This is a genomic window from Streptococcus sp. ZY171113 (assembly GCF_057748235.1).
This window is the reverse complement of record NZ_CM173243.1, coordinates 1,760,817-1,779,394: the sequence shown is the minus strand read 5'-3', so window position 1 is coordinate 1,779,394 and position 18,578 is coordinate 1,760,817. Positions and strand designations below refer to the sequence as shown.

At 51.1% G+C, this 18,578-nt stretch carries 18 protein-coding genes; 11 read left to right on the top strand and 7 right to left on the bottom strand.

The features are described 5' to 3' along the window. Nucleotides 1-137 precede the first annotated feature (137 nt). The 5 genes from AC3ARB_RS08435 (at nt 138) to AC3ARB_RS08415 (ending at nt 4,667) form a co-directional block, all read left to right on the top strand. A complete protein-coding gene (locus tag AC3ARB_RS08435) occupies nt 138-569 on the top strand; it encodes a CopY/TcrY family copper transport repressor (RefSeq protein WP_488320127.1) in 432 nt (143 codons plus the stop codon). Next, nucleotides 562-2,790, top strand: coding sequence for a heavy metal translocating P-type ATPase (locus AC3ARB_RS08430; protein WP_488320126.1), 2,229 nt, complete (start codon nt 562-564; stop codon nt 2,788-2,790). The genes AC3ARB_RS08435 and AC3ARB_RS08430 overlap by 8 nt, the downstream gene beginning before the upstream one ends. Before the next feature lies 1 nt (nt 2,791). Beyond that, nucleotides 2,792-2,995, top strand: coding sequence for a heavy-metal-associated domain-containing protein (locus tag AC3ARB_RS08425; protein ID WP_488320125.1), 204 nt, complete (start codon nt 2,792-2,794; stop codon nt 2,993-2,995). Between the two features lie 173 nt (nt 2,996-3,168). After that, entirely contained in the window at nt 3,169-3,789 is a 621-nt protein-coding gene (locus AC3ARB_RS08420; RefSeq protein WP_488320124.1) for a trimeric intracellular cation channel family protein, read from the top strand. A gap of 65 nt (nt 3,790-3,854) precedes the next feature. Then, a complete protein-coding gene (locus AC3ARB_RS08415; protein WP_488320123.1) occupies nt 3,855-4,667 on the top strand; it encodes a Cof-type HAD-IIB family hydrolase in 813 nt (270 codons plus the stop codon). A gap of 39 nt (nt 4,668-4,706) precedes the next feature. Here AC3ARB_RS08415 and aao read toward each other — a convergent pair whose 3' ends face one another. Then, nucleotides 4,707-5,879 carry an aminoacetone oxidase gene (gene aao, locus AC3ARB_RS08410; RefSeq protein ID WP_488320122.1) on the bottom strand — a complete coding sequence of 391 codons (1,173 nt, stop codon included), beginning with the start codon at nt 5,877-5,879 and terminating at the stop codon, nt 4,707-4,709. Nucleotides 5,880-5,997: 118 nt separating this feature from the next. On the opposite strand from aao, the gene AC3ARB_RS08405 reads away from it, so the two are divergent. The 3 genes from AC3ARB_RS08405 to AC3ARB_RS08395 all read left to right on the top strand — a co-directional run bounded on the left by AC3ARB_RS08405 (nt 5,998) and on the right by AC3ARB_RS08395 (nt 7,682). After that, nucleotides 5,998-6,519 carry a DUF536 domain-containing protein gene (locus AC3ARB_RS08405; protein ID WP_488320121.1) on the top strand — a complete coding sequence of 174 codons (522 nt, stop codon included), beginning with the start codon at nt 5,998-6,000 and terminating at the stop codon, nt 6,517-6,519. A gap of 77 nt (nt 6,520-6,596) precedes the next feature. After that, nucleotides 6,597-7,190 carry a 3'-5' exonuclease gene (locus AC3ARB_RS08400; protein ID WP_488320120.1) on the top strand — a complete coding sequence of 198 codons (594 nt, stop codon included), beginning with the start codon at nt 6,597-6,599 and terminating at the stop codon, nt 7,188-7,190. A 3-nt stretch (nt 7,191-7,193) separates the two neighbouring features. Next, entirely contained in the window at nt 7,194-7,682 is a 489-nt protein-coding gene (locus AC3ARB_RS08395) for a DUF2625 family protein (protein ID WP_488320119.1), read from the top strand. Nucleotides 7,683-7,733: 51 nt separating this feature from the next. Here the strand turns inward: AC3ARB_RS08395 and AC3ARB_RS08390 are convergent, their stop codons facing one another. Then, a complete protein-coding gene (locus AC3ARB_RS08390) occupies nt 7,734-8,033 on the bottom strand; it encodes a YbaB/EbfC family nucleoid-associated protein (RefSeq protein WP_488320118.1) in 300 nt (99 codons plus the stop codon). Nucleotides 8,034-8,163: 130 nt separating this feature from the next. After that, nucleotides 8,164-10,443, bottom strand: a complete 2,280-nt coding sequence (locus AC3ARB_RS08385) for a Xaa-Pro dipeptidyl-peptidase (protein ID WP_488320117.1) — start codon at nt 10,441-10,443, stop codon at nt 8,164-8,166. Nucleotides 10,444-10,533: 90 nt separating this feature from the next. Here AC3ARB_RS08385 and AC3ARB_RS08380 point away from each other — a divergent pair, with 90 nt between their 5' ends. From AC3ARB_RS08380 to AC3ARB_RS08370, 3 genes are read left to right on the top strand one after another with little or no spacing between them, the layout of a single operon-like run. Further along, nucleotides 10,534-11,268 carry a CppA N-terminal domain-containing protein gene (locus AC3ARB_RS08380; RefSeq protein ID WP_488320116.1) on the top strand — a complete coding sequence of 245 codons (735 nt, stop codon included), beginning with the start codon at nt 10,534-10,536 and terminating at the stop codon, nt 11,266-11,268. After that, entirely contained in the window at nt 11,268-12,191 is a 924-nt protein-coding gene (locus AC3ARB_RS08375; RefSeq protein WP_488320115.1) for a serine hydrolase domain-containing protein, read from the top strand. The genes AC3ARB_RS08380 and AC3ARB_RS08375 overlap by 1 nt, the downstream gene beginning before the upstream one ends. Continuing rightward, nucleotides 12,188-12,637, top strand: a complete 450-nt coding sequence (locus tag AC3ARB_RS08370) for a hypothetical protein (RefSeq protein ID WP_488320114.1) — start codon at nt 12,188-12,190, stop codon at nt 12,635-12,637. The genes AC3ARB_RS08375 and AC3ARB_RS08370 overlap by 4 nt, the downstream gene beginning before the upstream one ends. Nucleotides 12,638-12,701: 64 nt before the next feature. Here AC3ARB_RS08370 and AC3ARB_RS08365 read toward each other — a convergent pair whose 3' ends face one another. The 4 genes from AC3ARB_RS08365 to AC3ARB_RS08350 all read right to left on the bottom strand — a co-directional run bounded on the left by AC3ARB_RS08365 (nt 12,702) and on the right by AC3ARB_RS08350 (nt 18,339). Next, entirely contained in the window at nt 12,702-13,121 is a 420-nt protein-coding gene (locus AC3ARB_RS08365) for a DUF6568 family protein (RefSeq protein WP_488320113.1), read from the bottom strand. Between the two features lie 120 nt (nt 13,122-13,241). Further along, complete coding sequence (pflB, locus tag AC3ARB_RS08360; RefSeq protein WP_488320112.1) at nt 13,242-15,572, bottom strand: formate C-acetyltransferase; 2,331 nt, start codon at nt 15,570-15,572, stop codon at nt 13,242-13,244. Nucleotides 15,573-15,762: 190 nt separating this feature from the next. Further along, nucleotides 15,763-16,752: an ArsR/SmtB family transcription factor gene (locus AC3ARB_RS08355; protein WP_488320111.1), complete on the bottom strand. Its 990-nt coding sequence runs from the start codon at nt 16,750-16,752 to the stop codon at nt 15,763-15,765. A gap of 18 nt (nt 16,753-16,770) precedes the next feature. Further along, complete coding sequence (locus tag AC3ARB_RS08350) at nt 16,771-18,339, bottom strand: ATP-binding cassette domain-containing protein (RefSeq protein WP_488320110.1); 1,569 nt, start codon at nt 18,337-18,339, stop codon at nt 16,771-16,773. Nucleotides 18,340-18,578: the final 239 nt, after the last annotated feature.

Here is an 18,578-nt window from a genome sequence, read left to right as displayed (position 1 = left end):
GCTGATTTCCCAGCCTTTTCTTTTTTGGGGGAAATAGCAGAGCAGAAGTTTTTGTTTACAAATGTAGATATTTAACTTGACAGAACAACCAGCTCATGGTAAAATAAATCTACAAATGTAGATGAAAGGAGCAATCAATGACCATATCCCCTTCGGAATGGGAAGTCATGCGGGCGGTCTGGGCCAGACCTGCCAGCTCATCTTCCCAGCTTGTTACTGTTTTAGAGGACAAATTGGCCTGGTCGGCCTCGACCACCAAGACCCTCCTGGCCCGCTTGGTGGACAAGGGCTACCTGCAAACGACGAAGTCTGGTCGCCAGTTTCAGTACGAGGCCTTGGTGGCTCAAAGTCAGGCCAATCAAGATCAGTTGACTGGTCTCTTGGGCAAGATTTGCCAGCGGCAGCACCTGAGCTTGCTCAGTCAGGTTTTAGCAGACCTGCCTATGACAGCGGATGATGTGGCTGGCTTAGAAGCTCTGCTATTGTCAAAAAAAGAAAGGCTTGTTGACCGGGTGCCTTGTCTGTGCAGGCCGGGTCAATGTGCTTGTGGAGGAGGGTGTCATGGCTAAACAAGAATTTTTGGTGTCAGGAATGACCTGCGCAACCTGTGCAGGAACGGTCGAGCGGGCGGTGGCCCAGCTGGACGGGATATCTGTGGCAACGGTCAATTTGACCACGGAAAAATTAACGGTGGCGCGGGCCGACAGCCTCAGCGACCAAGCCATCTTGGCGGCGGTTGAGCAGGCGGGCTATGAGGCCCAGGTCTATGAGGCGGGAACCAGCCCCAGTCAGGAGGAGCGTGAGGAGGCCCATTTGGGTCGGCTAAAGCGGTCTTTAATCTGGTCGGCAGTCTTTACCTTACCTCTCTTTTACCTGACCATGGGCAGCATGGTGGGCTTGCCGGTTCCTGCGGCTTTATCGCCTGACCAGTCGCCAGTCACCTATGTCTGGGCCAATATCCTCTTGACCCTGCCAGTTGTTGGTTTGTCTCTGGGCTTCTTCAAGCGGGGCTTCAAGGCCCTTTTCAAAGGCCATCCCAATATGGATAGTCTGGTGGCGGTGGCTTGTTTTGCGGCCCTGCTTTACAGTTTCAATGCGGCTCGTCCTGTCTTGGCTGGTCACGGTCACCACGCCCACGACCTTTATTTTGAGGCGGTGGCGGTGATTTTGACCCTGATGACCTTTGGTAAGTATCTGGAAACCCTGTCCAAGGGGCGGACTTCGCAAGCTCTGAAAAAACTCCTCCATCTATCGGCCAAGGAGGCCACGGTGCGACGGGATGGTCAGACCTACCGCCTGCCTATTGAGGATTTGGTGGTCGGTGATGAGATTGAGTTGGCAGCAGGCGAAAAGGTGGCGGTGGACGGCCAGGTCATCTGGGGCCAGTCGGCCATCGATGAGAGCCTCTTGACCGGTGAGGCCATGCCTGTTGAGAAAAGCGTCGGTTCGCCTGTTTACGCTGGTAGCATCAACGGTCAGGGGAGCCTCCGGTACCGAGCAGAAAAAATCGGTTCGGAGACCCTGCTGGCTCAGATTATTCAGTTGGTAGAGGAAGCTCAAAGCAGCAAGCCTCCTATTGCCAAGCTGGCCGACCAGGTCTCGCGGGTCTTTGTGCCTGCGGTTATGGCTTTGGCTGGTTTGACCTTCCTCTTTTGGTGGTTGGGTATGGGCCAGACGCCTGCCTTTGCCCTGACCACGAGCTTAGCAGTTTTGGTTATCGCCTGCCCTTGTGCCTTGGGACTGGCCACGCCGACCGCCATCATGGTAGGCACGGGTCTGGCGGCCGAGCAGGGCATCCTCTACAAGCGGGGTGACATGCTGGAGCTGGCCCATCAGGTGGACACGGTGGTCTTGGACAAGACAGGCACCCTGACCTTGGGCAAGCCCCAGCTGGTGACCTGCCAGGCCTACGGAGCTAGCGAGACCGAGGTCTTGCAGCTGGCGGCCTCTCTGGAGCAGTTGTCCCAGCACCCCCTGAGTGTGGCTATCTTGGAAGCGGCAGCAGCAGCTGATTTGGCCCTCCTGCCTGTGGACCAGCTGGACACTCTGGCTGGCTACGGCTTATTTGGGACAATAGCCGAGCAGGACTACTGGCTGGGCAATGACCGACTGATGGTGGAGCAGGGGATTGATTTGTCGACTGCTCAGCCTGCTGTCGCAGTAGCGACGGCGGCGGGTCAGACACCGATTTTCCTAGCTAGAGAGGGCCAACTCTTGGGCCTCTTGACGGTGGCAGACACCATTCGGCCAGAAGCGCCAGCAACGGTGGCCAAGCTCAAGGCGGCAGGTCTGTCGGTGGTCATGTTGACCGGTGACCATGAGAAAACAGCGCAAGCCATTGCCCAAGAAGTGGGCATCAGCGAGGTGATCAGCCAGGTGCTACCGCAAGACAAGGCCAGCGTGGTGGCTGACTTGCAGGCCAAAGGTCGTAAGGTGGCTATGGTGGGGGATGGTATCAATGATGCCCCAGCCCTGACCGTGGCGGATGTAGGTATTGCCATCGGAGCGGGTGCCGATATCGCTGTCGAGGCGGCGGATGTGGTTCTGATGACGGCTGATTTGGCTGGGCTCCTCAAGGTTTTTGCCATCAGTCGCGAGACTCTCAAGGCTATCAAGCAAAATCTTTTCCTGGCCTTTATTTACAATGTACTGGCCATTCCGGTGGCTATGGGCCTGCTCTATCTTTTTGGTGGGCCTCTGCTCAATCCTATGTTGGCTGGTCTGGCCATGAGCCTGAGCTCGGTGTCGGTCATTGCCAACACCCTCCGATTAAAACGAAAGAAATGGTAAAATGAAACGAACGTATGAAGTAAGCGGTATGAAATGCCAAGGTTGTGTGACGACCGTGACGGAAAAACTCAGCAGCCTCAAGGCGGTTGATCAGGTGGCTGTTGATTTGGACAAGGGACAGGTGACCGTGACAGGCACCGCCTGGAAGATGACCATGAACCGAGCCCTCAAGGGCACCAAGTTCCAGTTGGGCAAGGAAGTTTAAGGGTGACAACTGCCTTGTCTATTAAGGTTTGTTAAGAATAGAACAAAAAAGGCTGGTTATTTCCAGTCTTTTTCTGATTTTTGTCCTTGTTATAAGCCCTTATAGGCAAAATCTAATAGCTATTTTTCGGATACCATGATAAACTAGAAGGAGAACAAGTGAGAGGACAAGTCATGGATATCTGGGGAATTTTGAACATTATTGGAACGGTGGCCTTTGCCATTTCAGGGGCCATGATGGCTATGGAGGAAGAGTTTGACATTCTAGGGGTCTTTACCCTGGGTTTTATGACGGCCTTTGGGGGCGGTACCATCCGCAACCTCTTGATTGGCCTGCCCATGTCGGCTCTCTGGGGCCAGGAAATCGAGTTCAACTGGGCCATTGGCTCCATCTTGCTGGTCTTTTTCCTACCCCACCTGGTGGACAAGCAATGGAAGCGGGTGGGTGTTCTGACCGATGCCATCGGTCTGGCGGCCTTTTCCATCCAAGGTGCCCTGCATGCCCAGCGTTTGGACCAGCCCCTGAGTGCCCTGATTGTGGCAGCGGTCTTGACGGGTTCTGGAGGCGGGATTATCCGTGATGTTTTGGCAGGTCGCAAGCCAGGTGTTCTCCAGAGTGAGATTTATGCCGGCTGGTCCATTCTGGCAGCGGTGCTGATCCACTTCCAGGTGGTCAGCAGCGATGCTGGCTACTATACCCTAGCTGTGCTCTTGGTTATCTTCCGTATGCTGGGCTACAAGCAGGGTTGGCACCTGCCCAAGGCTAATTGGCGGAAGGACCGGTCTGTCGATTAAAGTCAGCAGACCAGGCTGATTTGTGGTATAATGGTGCTATAAAACGGTTTCAGAAAGGACACGACATGACCATTAAACTGATTGCCATCGATATGGATGGCACCCTGCTCAACAGCAAGAAAGAATTGCCCCAAGCCAACATCGAGGCCCTGCAAAAGGCCGCCCAGGCTGGGGTCAAGGTGGTGCTCTGCACCGGCCGACCTCTGGTTGGGGTCAAGCCCTTCATCGACCAGCTGGGCCTGACCGATGACGACTACATCATCGTCAACAATGGCTGCTCCACTCACAAGATTAAGGATTTGGAGCTGGTGGCTGACCGCCACCTGACTGCCGACGAGATCCGCTACCTCTACGACCTCCAGAAGGACGTTCCTGGCGTTCAGTTGACAGCCTTTGACCGTGACCATTACTTTGTCGTGGCCGATGAGGCCCTGCCCATTATCCACTGGGACGCCTCCTTGGTTTATACCGAGCCCGTTTGTGTGACCTTGGAGGAATTGCTGAGCAGGGACACGGTTTACTTCGAGGCCATGATTGTGGGTGAGGCTGAGTACCTTGACCCCTTCCAGGCCCAGTATGAAGCCCAGTTGGCAGAGCGTTTTAGTACGGTCAGAAGTCAGCACTACATCTTTGAAACCCTGCCCCAAGGGGCAACCAAGGCCTCTGCTCTGGCAGAACTGGCTGACCAGCTCGGCTATTCCCCAGAAGACGTCATGGCCATCGGTGATGCCAACAACGACCTGGAAATGCTGGCCTATGCCGGTCATAGCGTGGCCATGGGCAACAGCGAGGAGCATGTTAAGCGGTCAGCCCGCTACGTGACGGGGACTAACGACGAAGCGGGAGTAGCCCAAGCCGTCAAGGCCTACGTTCTATAAAAAAAACGGGTTTTCAACCAGGTCGAAAGCCCGTTTGGCTTAAAAATGCAAACTACCAGCCACCCAGCCGCCACAGAGGGCGGAAGTGATGTTGAAGCCGCCCGTATGGGCGTTGATATCCAGCACCTCGCCGACAAAGTGGAGACCAGGGACCTTTTTGCTTTCCAGGGTTTTGGGATTGATTTCTCGAAGGTCCACGCCGCCCTTGGTCACAAAGGACTTGGCCAGGCTCATCTTGCCGGTCACAGGGATGGCCAGGTTTTTGAGGCTTTCCAAGAGGCTTTCACGTTCCTTGTGGGTCAGCTGTTTGACTTTTTCGGGAAATGGCTGAGCGATAAAGTCTGCTACCCGCTCTGGCAACAGAGCTTTGAGGGCGTTTTTGAGGGACTTCTCCCGCTGGTCCTCTAGGTAGGTTTCCAGGTCAGCCCTGCTATGGTTGGGCAAAAAATCCAGGAAGATGGTCTCTCCACCCTTGACGAAGGTCGAGAGCCGCAGGGCAGCAGGCCCAGACAGGCCAAAGTGCGTAAAAAGCAGGTCGTGGGTGATGACGTGCTTGTCGTAGGACAAAGTCACCTCGTCCAGGGAAATGCCTTGGAGGGTCTTGTGGGGGAAGTCGGTCAAGAGCGGGCTCTCGGCGGCCTCAAGCTCGGTCACCTCCAGTTTGAAGTGGCGGGCGATGTCGTGGCCAAAGCCAGTCGAGCCTGTGGAGGGGTAGGACTTGCCGCCTGTGGCCACAATCAGGCGGTCGCAGGTCAGCAGATCATCAGCCGACTTGATCTGGAAGCGGTCATCGATTTTTTTGACCGAGACCACCTCGAACTGGGTACGGACCTGGCCACCCAGCTCCTTAATCTTATTTTCCAGGCAGTCGATGATGGTCTTGGACTTGTCAGTCACAGGGAACATGCGGCCGTGGTCCTCTTCCTTGAGCTGGACCCCATTTTCCTGGAAGAAGTTAATCAGGTCATGGTTGTCAAACTGGGAAAAGACGCTGTAAAGGAAGCGGCCATTGCCTGGAATACCTGCAATCAGGTCTTCCAGACTACCGTTGTTGGTCACGTTGCAGCGGCCGCCGCCTGTTCCAGAGAGTTTTTTGCCGAGTTTACGGTTCTTGTCCACAAGGAGGGTAGCTTGGCCGTAGTAGCTGGAGGCGATGGCGGCCATCATGCCAGCAGGGCCGCCTCCGATAACGATGGTATCAAAATGTGTCATGCTTTCATTGTACCACAAACTGGTCAGCTCTGCTATTGGGCTTGCCCGAATCGTGGGAAAATTGACAGATAGAGCGGGTTATGGTATGATTTTGGTAAGAAAAAACGAGGAAAGAGCGATGGTAGTAGAAAAAACGGTCAGCGAGCTGGCGGAAATTTTGGGTGTGAGTCGTCAAGCCATTAACAATCGGATTAAGACTTTGGACGACGAGGATGTGGCGAAAAACGAGAATGGGGTAACGGTTGTGACTCGGTCGGGCCTAATCAAGCTGGAAGAGATATACAAGAAGACCATTTTTGAGGATGAGCCGATTAGCGACGAGGTCAAGCACCGGGAGTTTTTAGAGATTTTGGTGGACGAGAAGAACACGGAAATCACTCGACTTTACGAGCAACTCAAGGCCAAGGATCAGCAGATGGCTGAGCTGACGGAGCAACTCAAGGTCAAGGATGTGCAGATTGCCGAGAAGGACAAGCAGATTGACCAGCAGCAACAACTGACCCTGACAGCCCTCAAGGAGCGGGATACCCTCAAGCTGGAGCTGGACGAGGCCAAACATTTGGCTCAAGAGGCTGTGACTACGCCTGTGCCAGCTGAACCTGAGAAAAAAGGCTTTTTTGCCCGTTTGTTTAAGAAATAGCTGAGCTACTCAGTGGTAGCTGTCTGGCAGGTAAAAAGAGTGGTTGAACCGCTCTTTTTTAGGATAGGAGTAGAGAGATGAGAACTTTAGAAACTTATGTGGCCTTTGATTTGGAATTTATCGATCGGGGTGACTACTACGACCTCTTGCAGGTGTCGGCGGTCAAGTTTGACGGTGGCCAGGAAGTGGCTCACTTTGATAGCTATGTTTACACAGACCAGCCCCTCAAGAGTTTTATCAATGGCCTGACGGGCATCACCAGTGACAAGCTCAAGGACGCTCCCAAGGCTGACCAGGTGGTGGCCGAGTTAGCGGCCTTTATCGGAGACACAGCCCTTGTTGGCTACAATGCGGCCAAGAGCGACCTACCAATTTTGCAGGCCCATGGCCTGGATCTGGCTGGCCAGTATGCGGTTGACTTGTATGACGAGGCCTTTGAACGTCGCAGCAGCGACCTCAACGGGATTGCTCGCCTGAGTTTGCAGAGTGTGGCTGACTTCCTCAAGATTAAGGGCCGGGGCCACAACAGCCTAGAAGATGCCCGTATGACCGCCCAGGTTTACGAAGCCTTCAAGGAATTTGATGACAATCGCAAACTGATTGACCAGCAGGAAACCGTCAGCAACAACCCTTTTGCAGGACTTGGTCTGGCAGGGCTTTTTGAGGATTAGGCCATGACCTGGTTGGATACCTTGCTAGACCAGCCCTTGCAGCTCAAAGACAGCTATTGTGGTTACGGCCTCTTGCTTCTAGGGGCTCAAGAAGGGCTTCTGCCCCAAAATCAAGTCTTTCACACAATCTACCCGACAGCCAGAACTTTGATTGCCCTGGACGCCTTTGGTGGTCTTTTTGCGCTCTACGATGGTCAGCAGACGGTTCATTATTTTGCGCCTGATACCCTGGCCTGGGAGGACTTAGAGTTGACCTACCCGCACTTTTTAGAGTGGGCTCAGAGTGACCGCTTGGCCCTCTTTTATGAAACTTTTTGGTTTACTGGGGCGGAGCCAATGGCAGAGCAGGTTAAGGCTGGTCTAGCCATTTCAACCTATCCTCCCTTATGGTCAGCGGAGTATGGTCCTGAAACGGCCAGTAGAGGACTTGTTCCTCTCCAGGAACTCCTGTCTCTCAATGCTGATTGGGCTAGGTCTCTCGGTCAGCGGTAACTAGGCAAACAAAAACGCCCCTTTTCCAATGAAAGGGCGTTTTTATCTGTCTTAAAACGGCAATTTGCCAGCAAAGGCACCAAGCGTTTTCTTGGTCGCTTCATCAATTTGGCTGCTGGCAGCGTTGATGGCCTGGGCAGTCATCTCAGCCAGGGTCTCGGTGTCTTCTGGGTCAACTACCGCAGGGTTGAAGGCGATAGACACCACTTTTTTGTCCCCAGTCAAAGTTGCCACGACCAGGTCCTGGACAGACTTGCCGACAAATTCTGTACCGGCCAGTTCAGCCTGTTTGGCTTCCATTTGCTTCTGCATTTTTTGGGCCTGTTTCATCAGGTTTTGCATGTTCATCATGAGATTTCTAAGATTCCTTTCCTGTCAAGGGGTTAGCCCCTGTTAGTTTTATGAAGTTGACCAAAATTGACCAGACTGTTAACAATCGGGTAATATAGGACGCCACTCTAGTGATTATAGCATAACTTGCTTAGTTTTCACAAGGCAAACTCAGGCTGGACTTGCTCAAATCCACCGTCAGCTGGTAGTCGCTGTTGTCCCGAATGGTGTGCTCAAAGTCGGTCGTGTAGAGGACCAGTCGCAGGACATCCCCTTCAGCCAGGCGGTAAATGGTTGGCTGGAGCTCAAAGCTAACCGTCAGCCAGTCGCCCGCAGGGACAGGTTTGATGTCCAGCAGGCCGTCACGGTTTTGCAGGTTGAGCACCCCCTTGGTGATGACCCGATTGGCCGTCTCGACAAAGGGCAGCTCCCGCACCTCCTCACGGTTGAAGTTGCGGCCATTGTCCATGGTCTTGGCCCCCAGCATCCCAGGCGTGTCCGTGTGACGTTTGGCTTTTCCTTGGTGCAATAGCTGAGCAGAGACTAGCCCCTTGTTGGTTGAGGACTTGAGGGTCAGGGTCACTTGGGCAGGACCGTTGAGGAGCAGGGCTTCTGAGACGGGCAGGTCCAGACTGATAGCCTGTGCCTTGCCCTCAAAGAGGTCAGCCTTAAAGGCCTGGAAGGACTTGCAGTAGCGGTCAAAGGTCTCTTGGTCATAGTGGTTGTGGATGACTTGCTCACCTTGTCCCAGGTCTAGCTGACGGGCCTGGTCCTGACCAAAGGCCTCCAGGGTCTGCCAGGTCTGCTCTGCGGCGTTGTCCTGCCAGATGATAGCTGGTAGCTGGTAGTTGCTGTCCAGGCCCAGGATTTTCTGGGTCAGGAGGGCATTCATGCTCTCACGGAAGTCGATGGACTGCCAGTTGTTCATGTAAACGTGTTGACCCTGGTGGAGGAAGGCGTGTTTTTCTACCGTCTCTGGCAGGGCTCTGAGCATGTTGTAAAGGTGTTTTGGTTTAACATTCCAGTCTTGGAGGCCGTGGGTGTAAACCACGGTGGCCTTGACCTTGTGGGCATGGGGCAGGTAGTTGCGTTCTTCCCAGAATTGGTTATAGTCTCCTGTTTCACGGTCCAGGCTCTGGGCCTGTTTGGCGAGGAGTTCCTCGAACCTAGCTTTGCTATGGACCCAATCCCCAGCTAAGATGCTCCGTGAGGCAGTGAAGACGGTCAGGTTGTCCAGGTCCTCACCTGGGTAGCCACCAGGGCTTGAGACCAGGCCGTTTTCTCGGTAGTAGTCGTACCAAGAGCTGATGCCAGCCTCAGCGATGATGACCTTGAGGCCCTCGACACCTGTGGTCGCCAGGCCCGTGGACATGGTACCCAGGTAGGAAATGCCCGTGGTGGTCACGTCACCCGTCGCCCAATCAGCCTTAACCTGCTTGTCCCGTTTGTGGCTGGTGTAGGCCACCGCTCGGCCGCCCAGCCAGTCGATAACAGCCTTGTAGGAGGCAATGAGCTGGTAGTCCCCCGAGGTCATAAAGCCAGTCGAGCCAGCTGTGCCGACACCAGAGACATAGATGTTGGCAAAGCCCCGCGCCAGCATGTAGTCGTTGAGGGTGTAGCTGTTGATGTAGGAGAAGGTCTCAAGGGCAGGGCTTTCTGGCAGGTCAGATGGCTTGTGGTCTGGGAAGATAGGTTCATGGGGCTCAACGGTGATGGAGCCAGCTTCCTTGACGGCCAACTCGCCCTCCATTTTACTCAGGTATTTTTCGCTGAGTGGGCCGTTGACCCCCATATGGTAGGGGCTGGCCGTCATCATGACGGGCAACTTGTGGTTGGTCTTTGGTCGGATAATGGCCACCTTAATCAGGTCAGTCTGGCTGTCCTGGTCGGTGTCCAGCTGGCTGTCCACATAGACGACCTCACGCACCAGGTCGTTGGTGTCAAAGGTGGCCAGGCTCTTGCCGTTGAAAAAGTGGTAGTCGTTATCAACTGGGATAATTCCCTGACTAACCAGGTGGTCAACCACCGTCAGTCCAGTTTTCATGCGGGTGGCCAGGAGCTGGTGGAGTTGAGGGAGCAGGTTGCCTTCGGAAAAGACGATGGGCAGCGCCAGCTTTTCCCCAAAAGCCAAGGCATCCGAAAAGTCCGCACCAGGCACAAAGCCAAGGACCTGCAAGAGGATGGTGGTAAAGGCCTCGGCGTCCAGGTCTCGGTCAGAGCTGAAGAAGGTCAAGAGGTCGGTCGCCTCATCGGCCGCCCAGAGGCTGAGGGCGTAGTCGGTGTCGGGGTAGTGGTGGAAGAAGCGGCGCAAGAAAGCCTCCAGATTGGCCTTGCCGCTGGCCGCTGGATCAAGCTCAAAGCCCAGGAGCTGGAAATCGGCCGTCAGGCTGTCAGGGGTCGGTGTCAGGTAACTGTATTGGTTGTATCGCATAGGGTCTCCTTTTTTATTACTATTATACCGCAAGTCAGCTTCCGTGTCTAAACAGTTGTCAAAATTGCACATTTAGTCTAAAATAAGATTATGACAATAAGCAATAAAATTCGGCTCATGACCCCCTATTTGCGGGTCAACAACCGCCAACAGAACATTGATTTTTACACGCAAACCTTGGGCTTTAAACTCTTCCATGAAGAAAACGCCCTGAGTTTTCTCGGTGGTCACCGTCAGGAGACGCCCAGCCTGGTTTTGGAGGAGTCGCCCTCCGTTCGCACCCGTGCGGTCCGTGGCTCTCAGAAGCTCGCTTGCTTGGCCTTTCGAGCTGATTCTGGTGAAATAGCAGAGCTCTTAGCCCGCAAGGTCTCTGTTCAGCAGGTTTACCGTGGGGAACAGGGCTATGCGTTTTCAGCCCTGTCACCAGAGGGGCATGTGCTCCTGTTGCACGGAGAACAAGATATGACCAGCCTGGTAGCTTGTGACTACCCAGACTTGCCAGCTAGCCCTGATTTTGCAGGTCTGTCTCAGTTGACCCTGACCAAGCTTGACCTTCATGTGACTGAGCCAGACCAGCTGACCCCGTTTTTTGCTGACCTTCCCTTGTCGGTTGGTCTAATTGCCAGCCAGGGAGAAGATTTGGCAGTTCCAGCTCATGAAACCTGGGACCTGGAGAGCATCGAATGCCTTGTGGCAGCTGATGTGAACCTGGCGGCTCTTGCCAGCCAGTTTAGCCAGTTAGGAGCAGAAATTTTCCTCAACAAAAAAGAAACCTTGCTGATTGTTACCCTGCCTAATCAGTTAGAACTGTGGTTTATGGCCTGATGGACAAGATCCTCCAGAAAATCCAGTCCCAACTGGCTGACCAACTCTATCTCGGTGCCAGCTTGGCTATTTTCAACCAAGGAAAATGGCAGGACTGGTATCTGGGGGAGACGGCAGAGGGGCAACCAACCGTGCCAGGCCTGGTCTATGATCTGGCTAGTGTCTCCAAGGTGGTGGGCGTGGCGACCGTGGTCATCCAGTTGCTGGCTGAAGGGAGATTGGAGCTAGACCAGCCCTTGCAGGCCTACTACCCAGCTTTTGAGGAGCCGACCGTGACCATCCGCCAGCTCTTGACCCATGCGACAGGGATTGATCCCTTTATCCCCAATCGGGACCAGCTCTCGGCTGAGGAGCTGGTTGCGGCCATCAACCGCATCAAGGTGACCGAGAACAAGGCTTTTCTCTACACCGATATTAACTTTCTGCTCTTGGGCTTTTTGCTGGAAACCCTCTTGGAGCAGCCTCTTGACCGCATCTTTGAGGAGCGGGTTTTTGGCCCCTTGGGCATGGACCAGACCAGTTTTGGGCCACGGCCTGGGGCTGTGCCGACGGTCAAGGGCGTCTCCGATGGCCTGGTTCACGACCCCAAGGCCAAGACCCTGGGCGTGCGAGCGGGGTCGGCTGGCCTCTTTTCGACAGTAGAGGATTTGAAGCGCTTCTGCCAGCATTACTTGACGGCGGACTTTGGTATGGATTTGTTTGTGAACCATAGCAGAGCTGATAAGCCACGTTCTCTGGGTTGGAACTTGGAGGGCGACTGGATTGACCATACAGGCTACACAGGCCCCTTTATCATGGTTAACCGCCAGTCCCAGCAGGCCGTGATTTTCCTGACCAATCGGACCTATGCCTACGATGACCGCCCACTTTGGATTGCCAAGCGGCAGGAATTGTATGATGTGATAAAGGAGATTTTAGAATGAAAAAGACGACAGTAACCAAGAAAGGGCTGGTGTTATCTGTTTTGCCAGGCATGTCCCTGCTCTTAGTTATCTATCTGTGGCAATTGTCAGAAACACCGAGTGGGTTAATACCATTTTTCCTTAGCATTGTTTCCTTTTTTCCCTTGTCCTTGCTTTACCTGATTTACCTCCATCATCGTCAGGAACGCCTGCCTAAAGAACATCTGCTTGCTCCTTGGTGTCGGGCGATGGTGAGACTGGCTTGGGGGAGTGTCGGAGGAAGCCTAGCTGTGATAGTTGGTTCAACGTATATTGGTGTTGGTCTAGGTTTAACTCAAGGTGCCTTCTTACTTGATGTACTAATTTGGGTGAGGGGTCTTGCGGCCGTCCTTCTGCTGGCATTGCCAGTCATTTTTCCTATTCTTGAGTTGGTTATCTTTTTCAAGGGACGAGAGCCTAAGTCGTGAAACAACAAACTCCCCAGTTGGCTGGCTTACTGGGGAGTTTACTTTTGGTGATTTTTGTCTTGTGTTATGGGGTTAAAAAGCTAGTTAAGTCCTCTTCTCCAGCAGTCCAATCGTTGTGGTAGACAGCCACTTGCTGCCGCTGGCTGAATTTAGCCAGGTAGGCATGGGAGCGGATGGTGTACTTTTTGGAAAACGCCTTGTAGGATCTGCTATTGATGCCCTTGAGGTTGAGGTAATAAATGGTCACCTGTTTGTCTTGACTGGCTTGAGTTAGTTGAGCGAGTGCTAGTTGGGCATGCACATTGTCATCACGTCCGACAAAGAGGTAGAAGGTCTCTTTGGCACGAATTTTTACCTTGACAGTGTCTAGACTGACCTCTTGAATGAGCTGGGGGTTGGGTGTGTCAAGGCTTTGGGCCATGGCAGAGCTGAAGCAAAAGGCTAGGCCGAGTAAACTGAACAAGAGTAGTAGTGATTTTTTCATCTATCTGTCCTCCTAATAGGTTATTCGTAAACAAGGGAAAAACAAGTGCCCTGCTCTGCTATTTTCCCCCAAAAACACAAAAAATCCCAGCTAGAGCTGAGATTTTTTGCTTGTCAGGGATTAAACGCCTGAAACTTCTTTGGCATGGTCGTCCATAGAAAGGACTTCGTGGAAGACGCGTTGGGTGAGCTCAGTTTTTTGCTCCTTGGTCAGGTACTTGGTGTTGACACAGTAGCCTGAGATACGAACGATAACGTCTTCACCCTTCATGATGCTGTCGTAAACATCTTGCAGGTCCATAACGTTGAGGTTAACGTGCTGACCGCCTTCTTCGAAGTAACCGTCAAGGATGGTTACCAGGTTGCCAACTTGCTCATCGAAGGTCTTACCAAGGGCCTTAGGTGACACTTGAGTGGTCAATGAGATACCGTCGTTGGCGTGTGAGAAGTCAAGTTTCTTGAGGGAGTTGAGGTTTTGCAACCAACCACCACGTGATTTAGAGGTTGGGTTAGCACCTGGTGGGAAGAATTCTACCTTAGAGGTGTTGACAGAACCGTCTTCGTTGAGGAAGACCCCACGGTGAACTGGTGAGTTACCTGTTTGTTTAGAGTAGGCAACGTTTGAGGTGATGGTCAAGATTGACACCGCAGCTTCCGCATTCTTGTAGAGTTTGTGGCGAGCCAGGCGAGTGTAGAAGGCTTCCATCAACCATTTAGCGATGTCATCTACACGGTCATCGTCTTCACCGTAGCGTGGGAAGTCACCAGACACTTCGTAGTCGTAGATAAAGCCAGTCTCATCGCGGATTGGTTTCACCTGAGCGTACTTGATGGCTGAGAGGGAGTCAACGGTGTTAGCAAAGCCACAGATACCGAAGCCCATGTTGGCACGCAAGTGAGTTGGCAAGAAGGCCATTTGAACGGCTTCGTAGTTGTACTTGTCTGTCATGTAGTGGATGATGTTCATGGCATCCACGTAAGTGTCTGTCAACCAGTCAAGGGCTTTTTCAAAGTTAGCGATAACTTCATCGTACTCGAAGATTTCTGAGTTGTTAGGCTCAACCACATCGAAGACCTTGTAGTCTTTGTGAACATCGTCGTAACCGTTGTTCCAAGATGACAAGAGGGCTTTCAAGACGTTAACACGAGCACCGAAGTACTGGATGTTGTGGCGTTTTTCTTCGCTTTCTGGGTCAAGTGGTGACACGCAGCAAGAGATACATGACATTTCACCGTAGCCGTCTTTAGCCATGGTTGTTACACCCTCATACTGGATAGATGAGTGTTTGTGGCTCATGGCCATACAGTAGCGACGGAAGGCATAAGGGAGTTGGTCTGTCCACAGAACAGTCAAGTTTGGTTCTGGTGAGTTGCCGATGTTGTCCAGGGTGTTCAAGAAGCGGTAGTCCATCTTGGTCACACGGTGGCGGCCATCGTTACCCATACCAGCCATAGACACGGTCAAGAAGGTTGGGTCACCTGAGTAGATTTCGTCAAAGGCTTTAGTCCGAGCAAATTTAACGGTACGGAGCTTGAGAACGAAGTCATCAACGAACTCTTGGATTTCAGACTCGGTGTAGGTACCACGAGCCAGGTCACGCTCGGCATAGATGTCAAGCACGATTGGCACACGACCCAGAGAGGTTGCAGCACCGTTGATGACACGGCAGACAGCCATGAAGGCGATGTTAGTCCACTGGATAGCTTCCTTGGTGTCGTAGGCTGGACGACGAACGTCAAGACCGTAGCTGTCACCCAATTTGACAACCTGTTGCAGGGCTTGGTATTGGAGGTTGATTTCTTCACGGAGGCGGGTAGTTTCTTCGTCAATCTCAGTGATGGCGTTCCAGTCGTTGACTTTTTCCTGCATGAGGTAGTCAGCACCGTAAAGGGCTAAGCGAGCGTACATACCGATGATACGGCCACGAGAGTAGGCATCTGGCAGACCAGACACGTGGTGAGAGTGGCGGGCACGACGGATGTCAGCGGTGTAGGCACGGAAGATACCATCGTTTACAGTTGTGGCATGCTTGGTATAAATCTCGTGCAGGATTGGGTCAGGTGTATAGCCGTTTTCAATCAGGGTTGTTTCAGCCATACGGATACCACCGCGTGGCATGAAGTTGAGCTTGAAGAGCTCATCGTTTTGGATACCGAAAATCAGCTCGTTGTCCTTGTCGATGAAACCAGCTGGGATGTCAGCAATTGAAGTTGCGCGATCAATGTCCATAGGGAAACGAGTGGCTTCATAGCCAGCCTTGGTTTCCTCGATGATTTTCTTAATCTTGAGGGAGCGGTCTGTTGCCCCAGCTAAGAAGGTCTCATCGCCATCGTAAGGGGTATAGTTGGCACGAACAAAGCGGGTCACGCTTGCTTTTTCACGCCAGTCAGTCCCCTTAAAGCCTTCCCAGGCTTTTTCAAAAACATCAGTGTTGGTTGTTACTTTTGCCATTATAGGTCTCCTTTTGTGTTATATTGACACGTTTATTGTATCACAAGGTAAGCGGTGTCGTCCACTAAAAATAGGACTTGTGAATAAGTTCTTTAATAATACAGATTAAGGAGGTGGTTAAACTGTTCTATAAAAATGTTAGGTTTGCAGAAAAAAGACCATCAAGTGTTCCAGACTTGATGGTTCAGTGCTAGCTGTTGATGGTTTCCAAGTTTAGTTCCTTTTTGATATCTTCTAGGACATGGCTGAGCTTTATTTTGTTGAGTGAATAGGTTCGCAAGTTGGGGTCGTATAAAACAATCTCATGTTCAACCAAATGCTTAAGCTGATAACTGACTGCGGCTGAGGAAATACCGAACCGCTGGGCGATAACTTTGTTAGACCAAATACCGTCGTTGATAAAGTTAAGAATGCCAAAACGTGTTGGATCAGCTAGGGTTTTTAAGACCTGTTCTCTGACCTCCTGGCCATAATGGGTTTGTCTACCCAAGTGTTCAAAATAGGTTACTGTAAATGGGCCAATTCCCATAACATTGGCTATAGGCGTTTGAAGATAAAAAAACTTATGCCCCAGTGATGGGAGTAACAATCTCTCTTGGCATTGGTTAAATTGCTCCTGAGAAATGTAGGCTTGACAGACCTTGTTATAAACATCTAGCTGTGTGGGCCAAGTGAGTTGTGAGTGCTCTAGGAGCGACAGGCAAGTTTTGAGATGTTCCTCATAGAGTTGCCAGGAGTGCCTTAACAACTCGATGAGCTTGCTTTGTTCTTGCTCAGAATTGAAGATTAGACTGGACACATGCCATTTATTGAGTTTGCTGAGGTTTGATTGATTGATGTGTTCAAAAGAGAGGTCTTCAATGATGCCATCAAAAGCAGTCTGGCTAACCAGGTGTTGAAATTCCTGAGAAGAGAGACTGGCAAGACCATCAATGAACTGTTGGATGGATTGAAGAGTAGTTTGTGCTGATAGATAAGCCAAGGGAATATTGTAGTCAGCATTGATAAAAAAGGGCCAGTCTTCCAGAGCAGTAAGGGCTTGTTGGAAGTGTTTCAGTTGATCAAGATAGTCTTTAGAGACCAAACTTGTCAAGGTCTCGTACTCAGGGTAGGCTGAAAGAGGTTCTTTCACCAAGTTGAGTGCCAGGATAAAATCTAGTAATTGTTCTCTGTCCGTCATTAGTAGTCATTCCAATTGTTAGTGTAGCGTTATTAAGTCATCAATTGCGTCAGAAGTTTTTTGACTTAACTGGTGAGTAATCATGATAACTGTTTGATTAAGGTTTAAGACAAGGTCTTCAATCAAGGTGCTGGTTTGAGCGTCTAGGTTGGCTGTCGCTTCATCCAAAACCAAGAATTCCTTTTTCCTGGCTAAAGCACGTGCCAGAGCCAAACGTTGGCGTTGACCGCCCGACAAATTTTTACCATTTTCTTCAATTATTGTTGCAGGTGAAAATTGACTTAAGCCAACCTGGTCTAGGAGGTTCTGAATGGCTAGGTCATTGAGTTGACCAGCTAAATCAATATTGTTTCTGATGCTGTCATTGAACAGGAAGGTTTCTTGGTTAACGTAAGCGACCTGATTGAACAAGTTTGCGGAGGCTGGTTTCGGTTTCTCATTGATTAGGACTTGTCCTTGGTAATCCTCGATTTCACCGATAAGAACCTTTAAGAGGGTTGATTTCCCAGAGCCACTTTCCCCCATTATAGCATACTTATGTCCCTTTTCAAAGGTGAGGTTTGGGAAGAGGAGAGGAGGCTCGAACGCGAGGTGAAGATTGGTGGTGGCTAGTGTTTGAATCGGTTCTGTTAGTTTTGGGTGCTGTTCGCTAGTTAATTGTGCTAACTCTTGTGGTTGAATCCATCCCTTGGCAAATGAAAAATTGCTTTCAAAGAGGTCTAAGCCTGATTGATAGAATTGACGTTCAGATAAAAAAGTCATCACCGAACTGCCAAAACTTGGGATTAAGCTGCTGACAGCTAAGAGGCTACCAGGCTTCACCTGACCCAAGACAGCTAGATAGGCTAGGATAACCAAGGCTAGGGCTGTAACGAGTGCATTGACAAAGGTGAGGACGGCACTCATCATGGCTGTGAAACCTTCTGTTTTTAGGCTATAGTCAGTGTAGGCCTTGGTTGCTTGAGCTGATTTTTTGAAAAATAGCGGGAAACTTTGGTGTTCAAAAAAGGTTGTGAAACCTTGCAAGAGCTCACGGATCTGGCTGGTATAGGTTGCCTTACTGGTTTGCATGCCAGTGATGTAATGGCTCAACTGTTTGTTAAAGAGTTTGGGAATTTGGGACATGACTAGAAAAGCTAGAAGAGCTAGAAACCCCATACTGTAGTGAATACTGATGAGAGAAATGAAGGTAAAGAGAGCAGTTGTCAGTTTTTCAATCTGTGATAAAAACCGAGTCAGGGTTAGATCGATAACCTTTGGAATATCGTTAATGTAGAGAGATTGGTGTTCGCCGTAATTTTTTTGGTGGTAGCTTTTAAAACTGATTTGTGAAAAATGGTAATCAAGCTCTTGGGCTAGGGTTCGGGTTAAGTTAGCACGAGCCTTGGCAGATAGAAAGAGGGAAAAATAGAGGGAGATGCTGTGGGCCAGGTAGAGTGAGAGCACCAAGAGGGCATTTGTGAGCAGTTGTTTGCTGTCTGTGACAACCAGCAGCGAGAGGGAGTAGGAGGTGGCAACATCAAGCAATGATTTCAGAATGGTTGCGCCAGTCGCTAAGGGAACTCCTTTATACTTTAAAAGTTTCATAATTGTTTCTCCTTGAACATGATGAAAAAAAACAAACAAGTTTTAAGTGGTCTTGTTTGGCTGATCCTTTGAGAAGTAAACAGCAACTAATCTGGTGATTAATCTTTAATCACAATGATAATGATAACTTTATCAAAATTTGTCATGTTCAACACCTCCTTTGGTAAGCCTAAACAAAACTTAGTTAGATTTGCATTTACATTTTAAAATATAAAGCCTTAGATGTCAATTGTTTTTTA

Excerpts from the sequence above, each read along its gene's own strand:
- AC3ARB_RS08380 (WP_488320116.1), top strand. The coding sequence starts at position 10,534 with ATGACAATAAGCAATAAAATTCGGCTCATGACCCCCTATTTGCGGGTC.
- AC3ARB_RS08430 (WP_488320126.1), top strand. The coding sequence starts at position 562 with ATGGCTAAACAAGAATTTTTGGTGTCAGGAATGACCTGCGCAACCTGT.
- AC3ARB_RS08390 (WP_488320118.1), bottom strand. The coding sequence starts at position 8,033 with ATGATGAACATGCAAAACCTGATGAAACAGGCCCAAAAAATGCAGAAG.
- AC3ARB_RS08400 (WP_488320120.1), top strand. The coding sequence starts at position 6,597 with ATGAGAACTTTAGAAACTTATGTGGCCTTTGATTTGGAATTTATCGAT.
- AC3ARB_RS08350 (WP_488320110.1), bottom strand. The coding sequence starts at position 18,339 with ATGAAACTTTTAAAGTATAAAGGAGTTCCCTTAGCGACTGGCGCAACC.
- AC3ARB_RS08375 (WP_488320115.1), top strand. The coding sequence starts at position 11,268 with ATGGACAAGATCCTCCAGAAAATCCAGTCCCAACTGGCTGACCAACTC.
- AC3ARB_RS08425 (WP_488320125.1), top strand. The coding sequence starts at position 2,792 with ATGAAACGAACGTATGAAGTAAGCGGTATGAAATGCCAAGGTTGTGTG.
- AC3ARB_RS08365 (WP_488320113.1), bottom strand. The coding sequence starts at position 13,121 with ATGAAAAAATCACTACTACTCTTGTTCAGTTTACTCGGCCTAGCCTTT.
- AC3ARB_RS08370 (WP_488320114.1), top strand. The coding sequence starts at position 12,188 with ATGAAAAAGACGACAGTAACCAAGAAAGGGCTGGTGTTATCTGTTTTG.
- AC3ARB_RS08435 (WP_488320127.1), top strand. The coding sequence starts at position 138 with ATGACCATATCCCCTTCGGAATGGGAAGTCATGCGGGCGGTCTGGGCC.
- AC3ARB_RS08415 (WP_488320123.1), top strand. The coding sequence starts at position 3,855 with ATGACCATTAAACTGATTGCCATCGATATGGATGGCACCCTGCTCAAC.
- aao (WP_488320122.1), bottom strand. The coding sequence starts at position 5,879 with ATGACACATTTTGATACCATCGTTATCGGAGGCGGCCCTGCTGGCATG.
- AC3ARB_RS08385 (WP_488320117.1), bottom strand. The coding sequence starts at position 10,443 with ATGCGATACAACCAATACAGTTACCTGACACCGACCCCTGACAGCCTG.
- AC3ARB_RS08420 (WP_488320124.1), top strand. The coding sequence starts at position 3,169 with ATGGATATCTGGGGAATTTTGAACATTATTGGAACGGTGGCCTTTGCC.
- AC3ARB_RS08355 (WP_488320111.1), bottom strand. The coding sequence starts at position 16,752 with ATGACGGACAGAGAACAATTACTAGATTTTATCCTGGCACTCAACTTG.
- AC3ARB_RS08395 (WP_488320119.1), top strand. The coding sequence starts at position 7,194 with ATGACCTGGTTGGATACCTTGCTAGACCAGCCCTTGCAGCTCAAAGAC.
- pflB (WP_488320112.1), bottom strand. The coding sequence starts at position 15,572 with ATGGCAAAAGTAACAACCAACACTGATGTTTTTGAAAAAGCCTGGGAA.
- AC3ARB_RS08405 (WP_488320121.1), top strand. The coding sequence starts at position 5,998 with ATGGTAGTAGAAAAAACGGTCAGCGAGCTGGCGGAAATTTTGGGTGTG.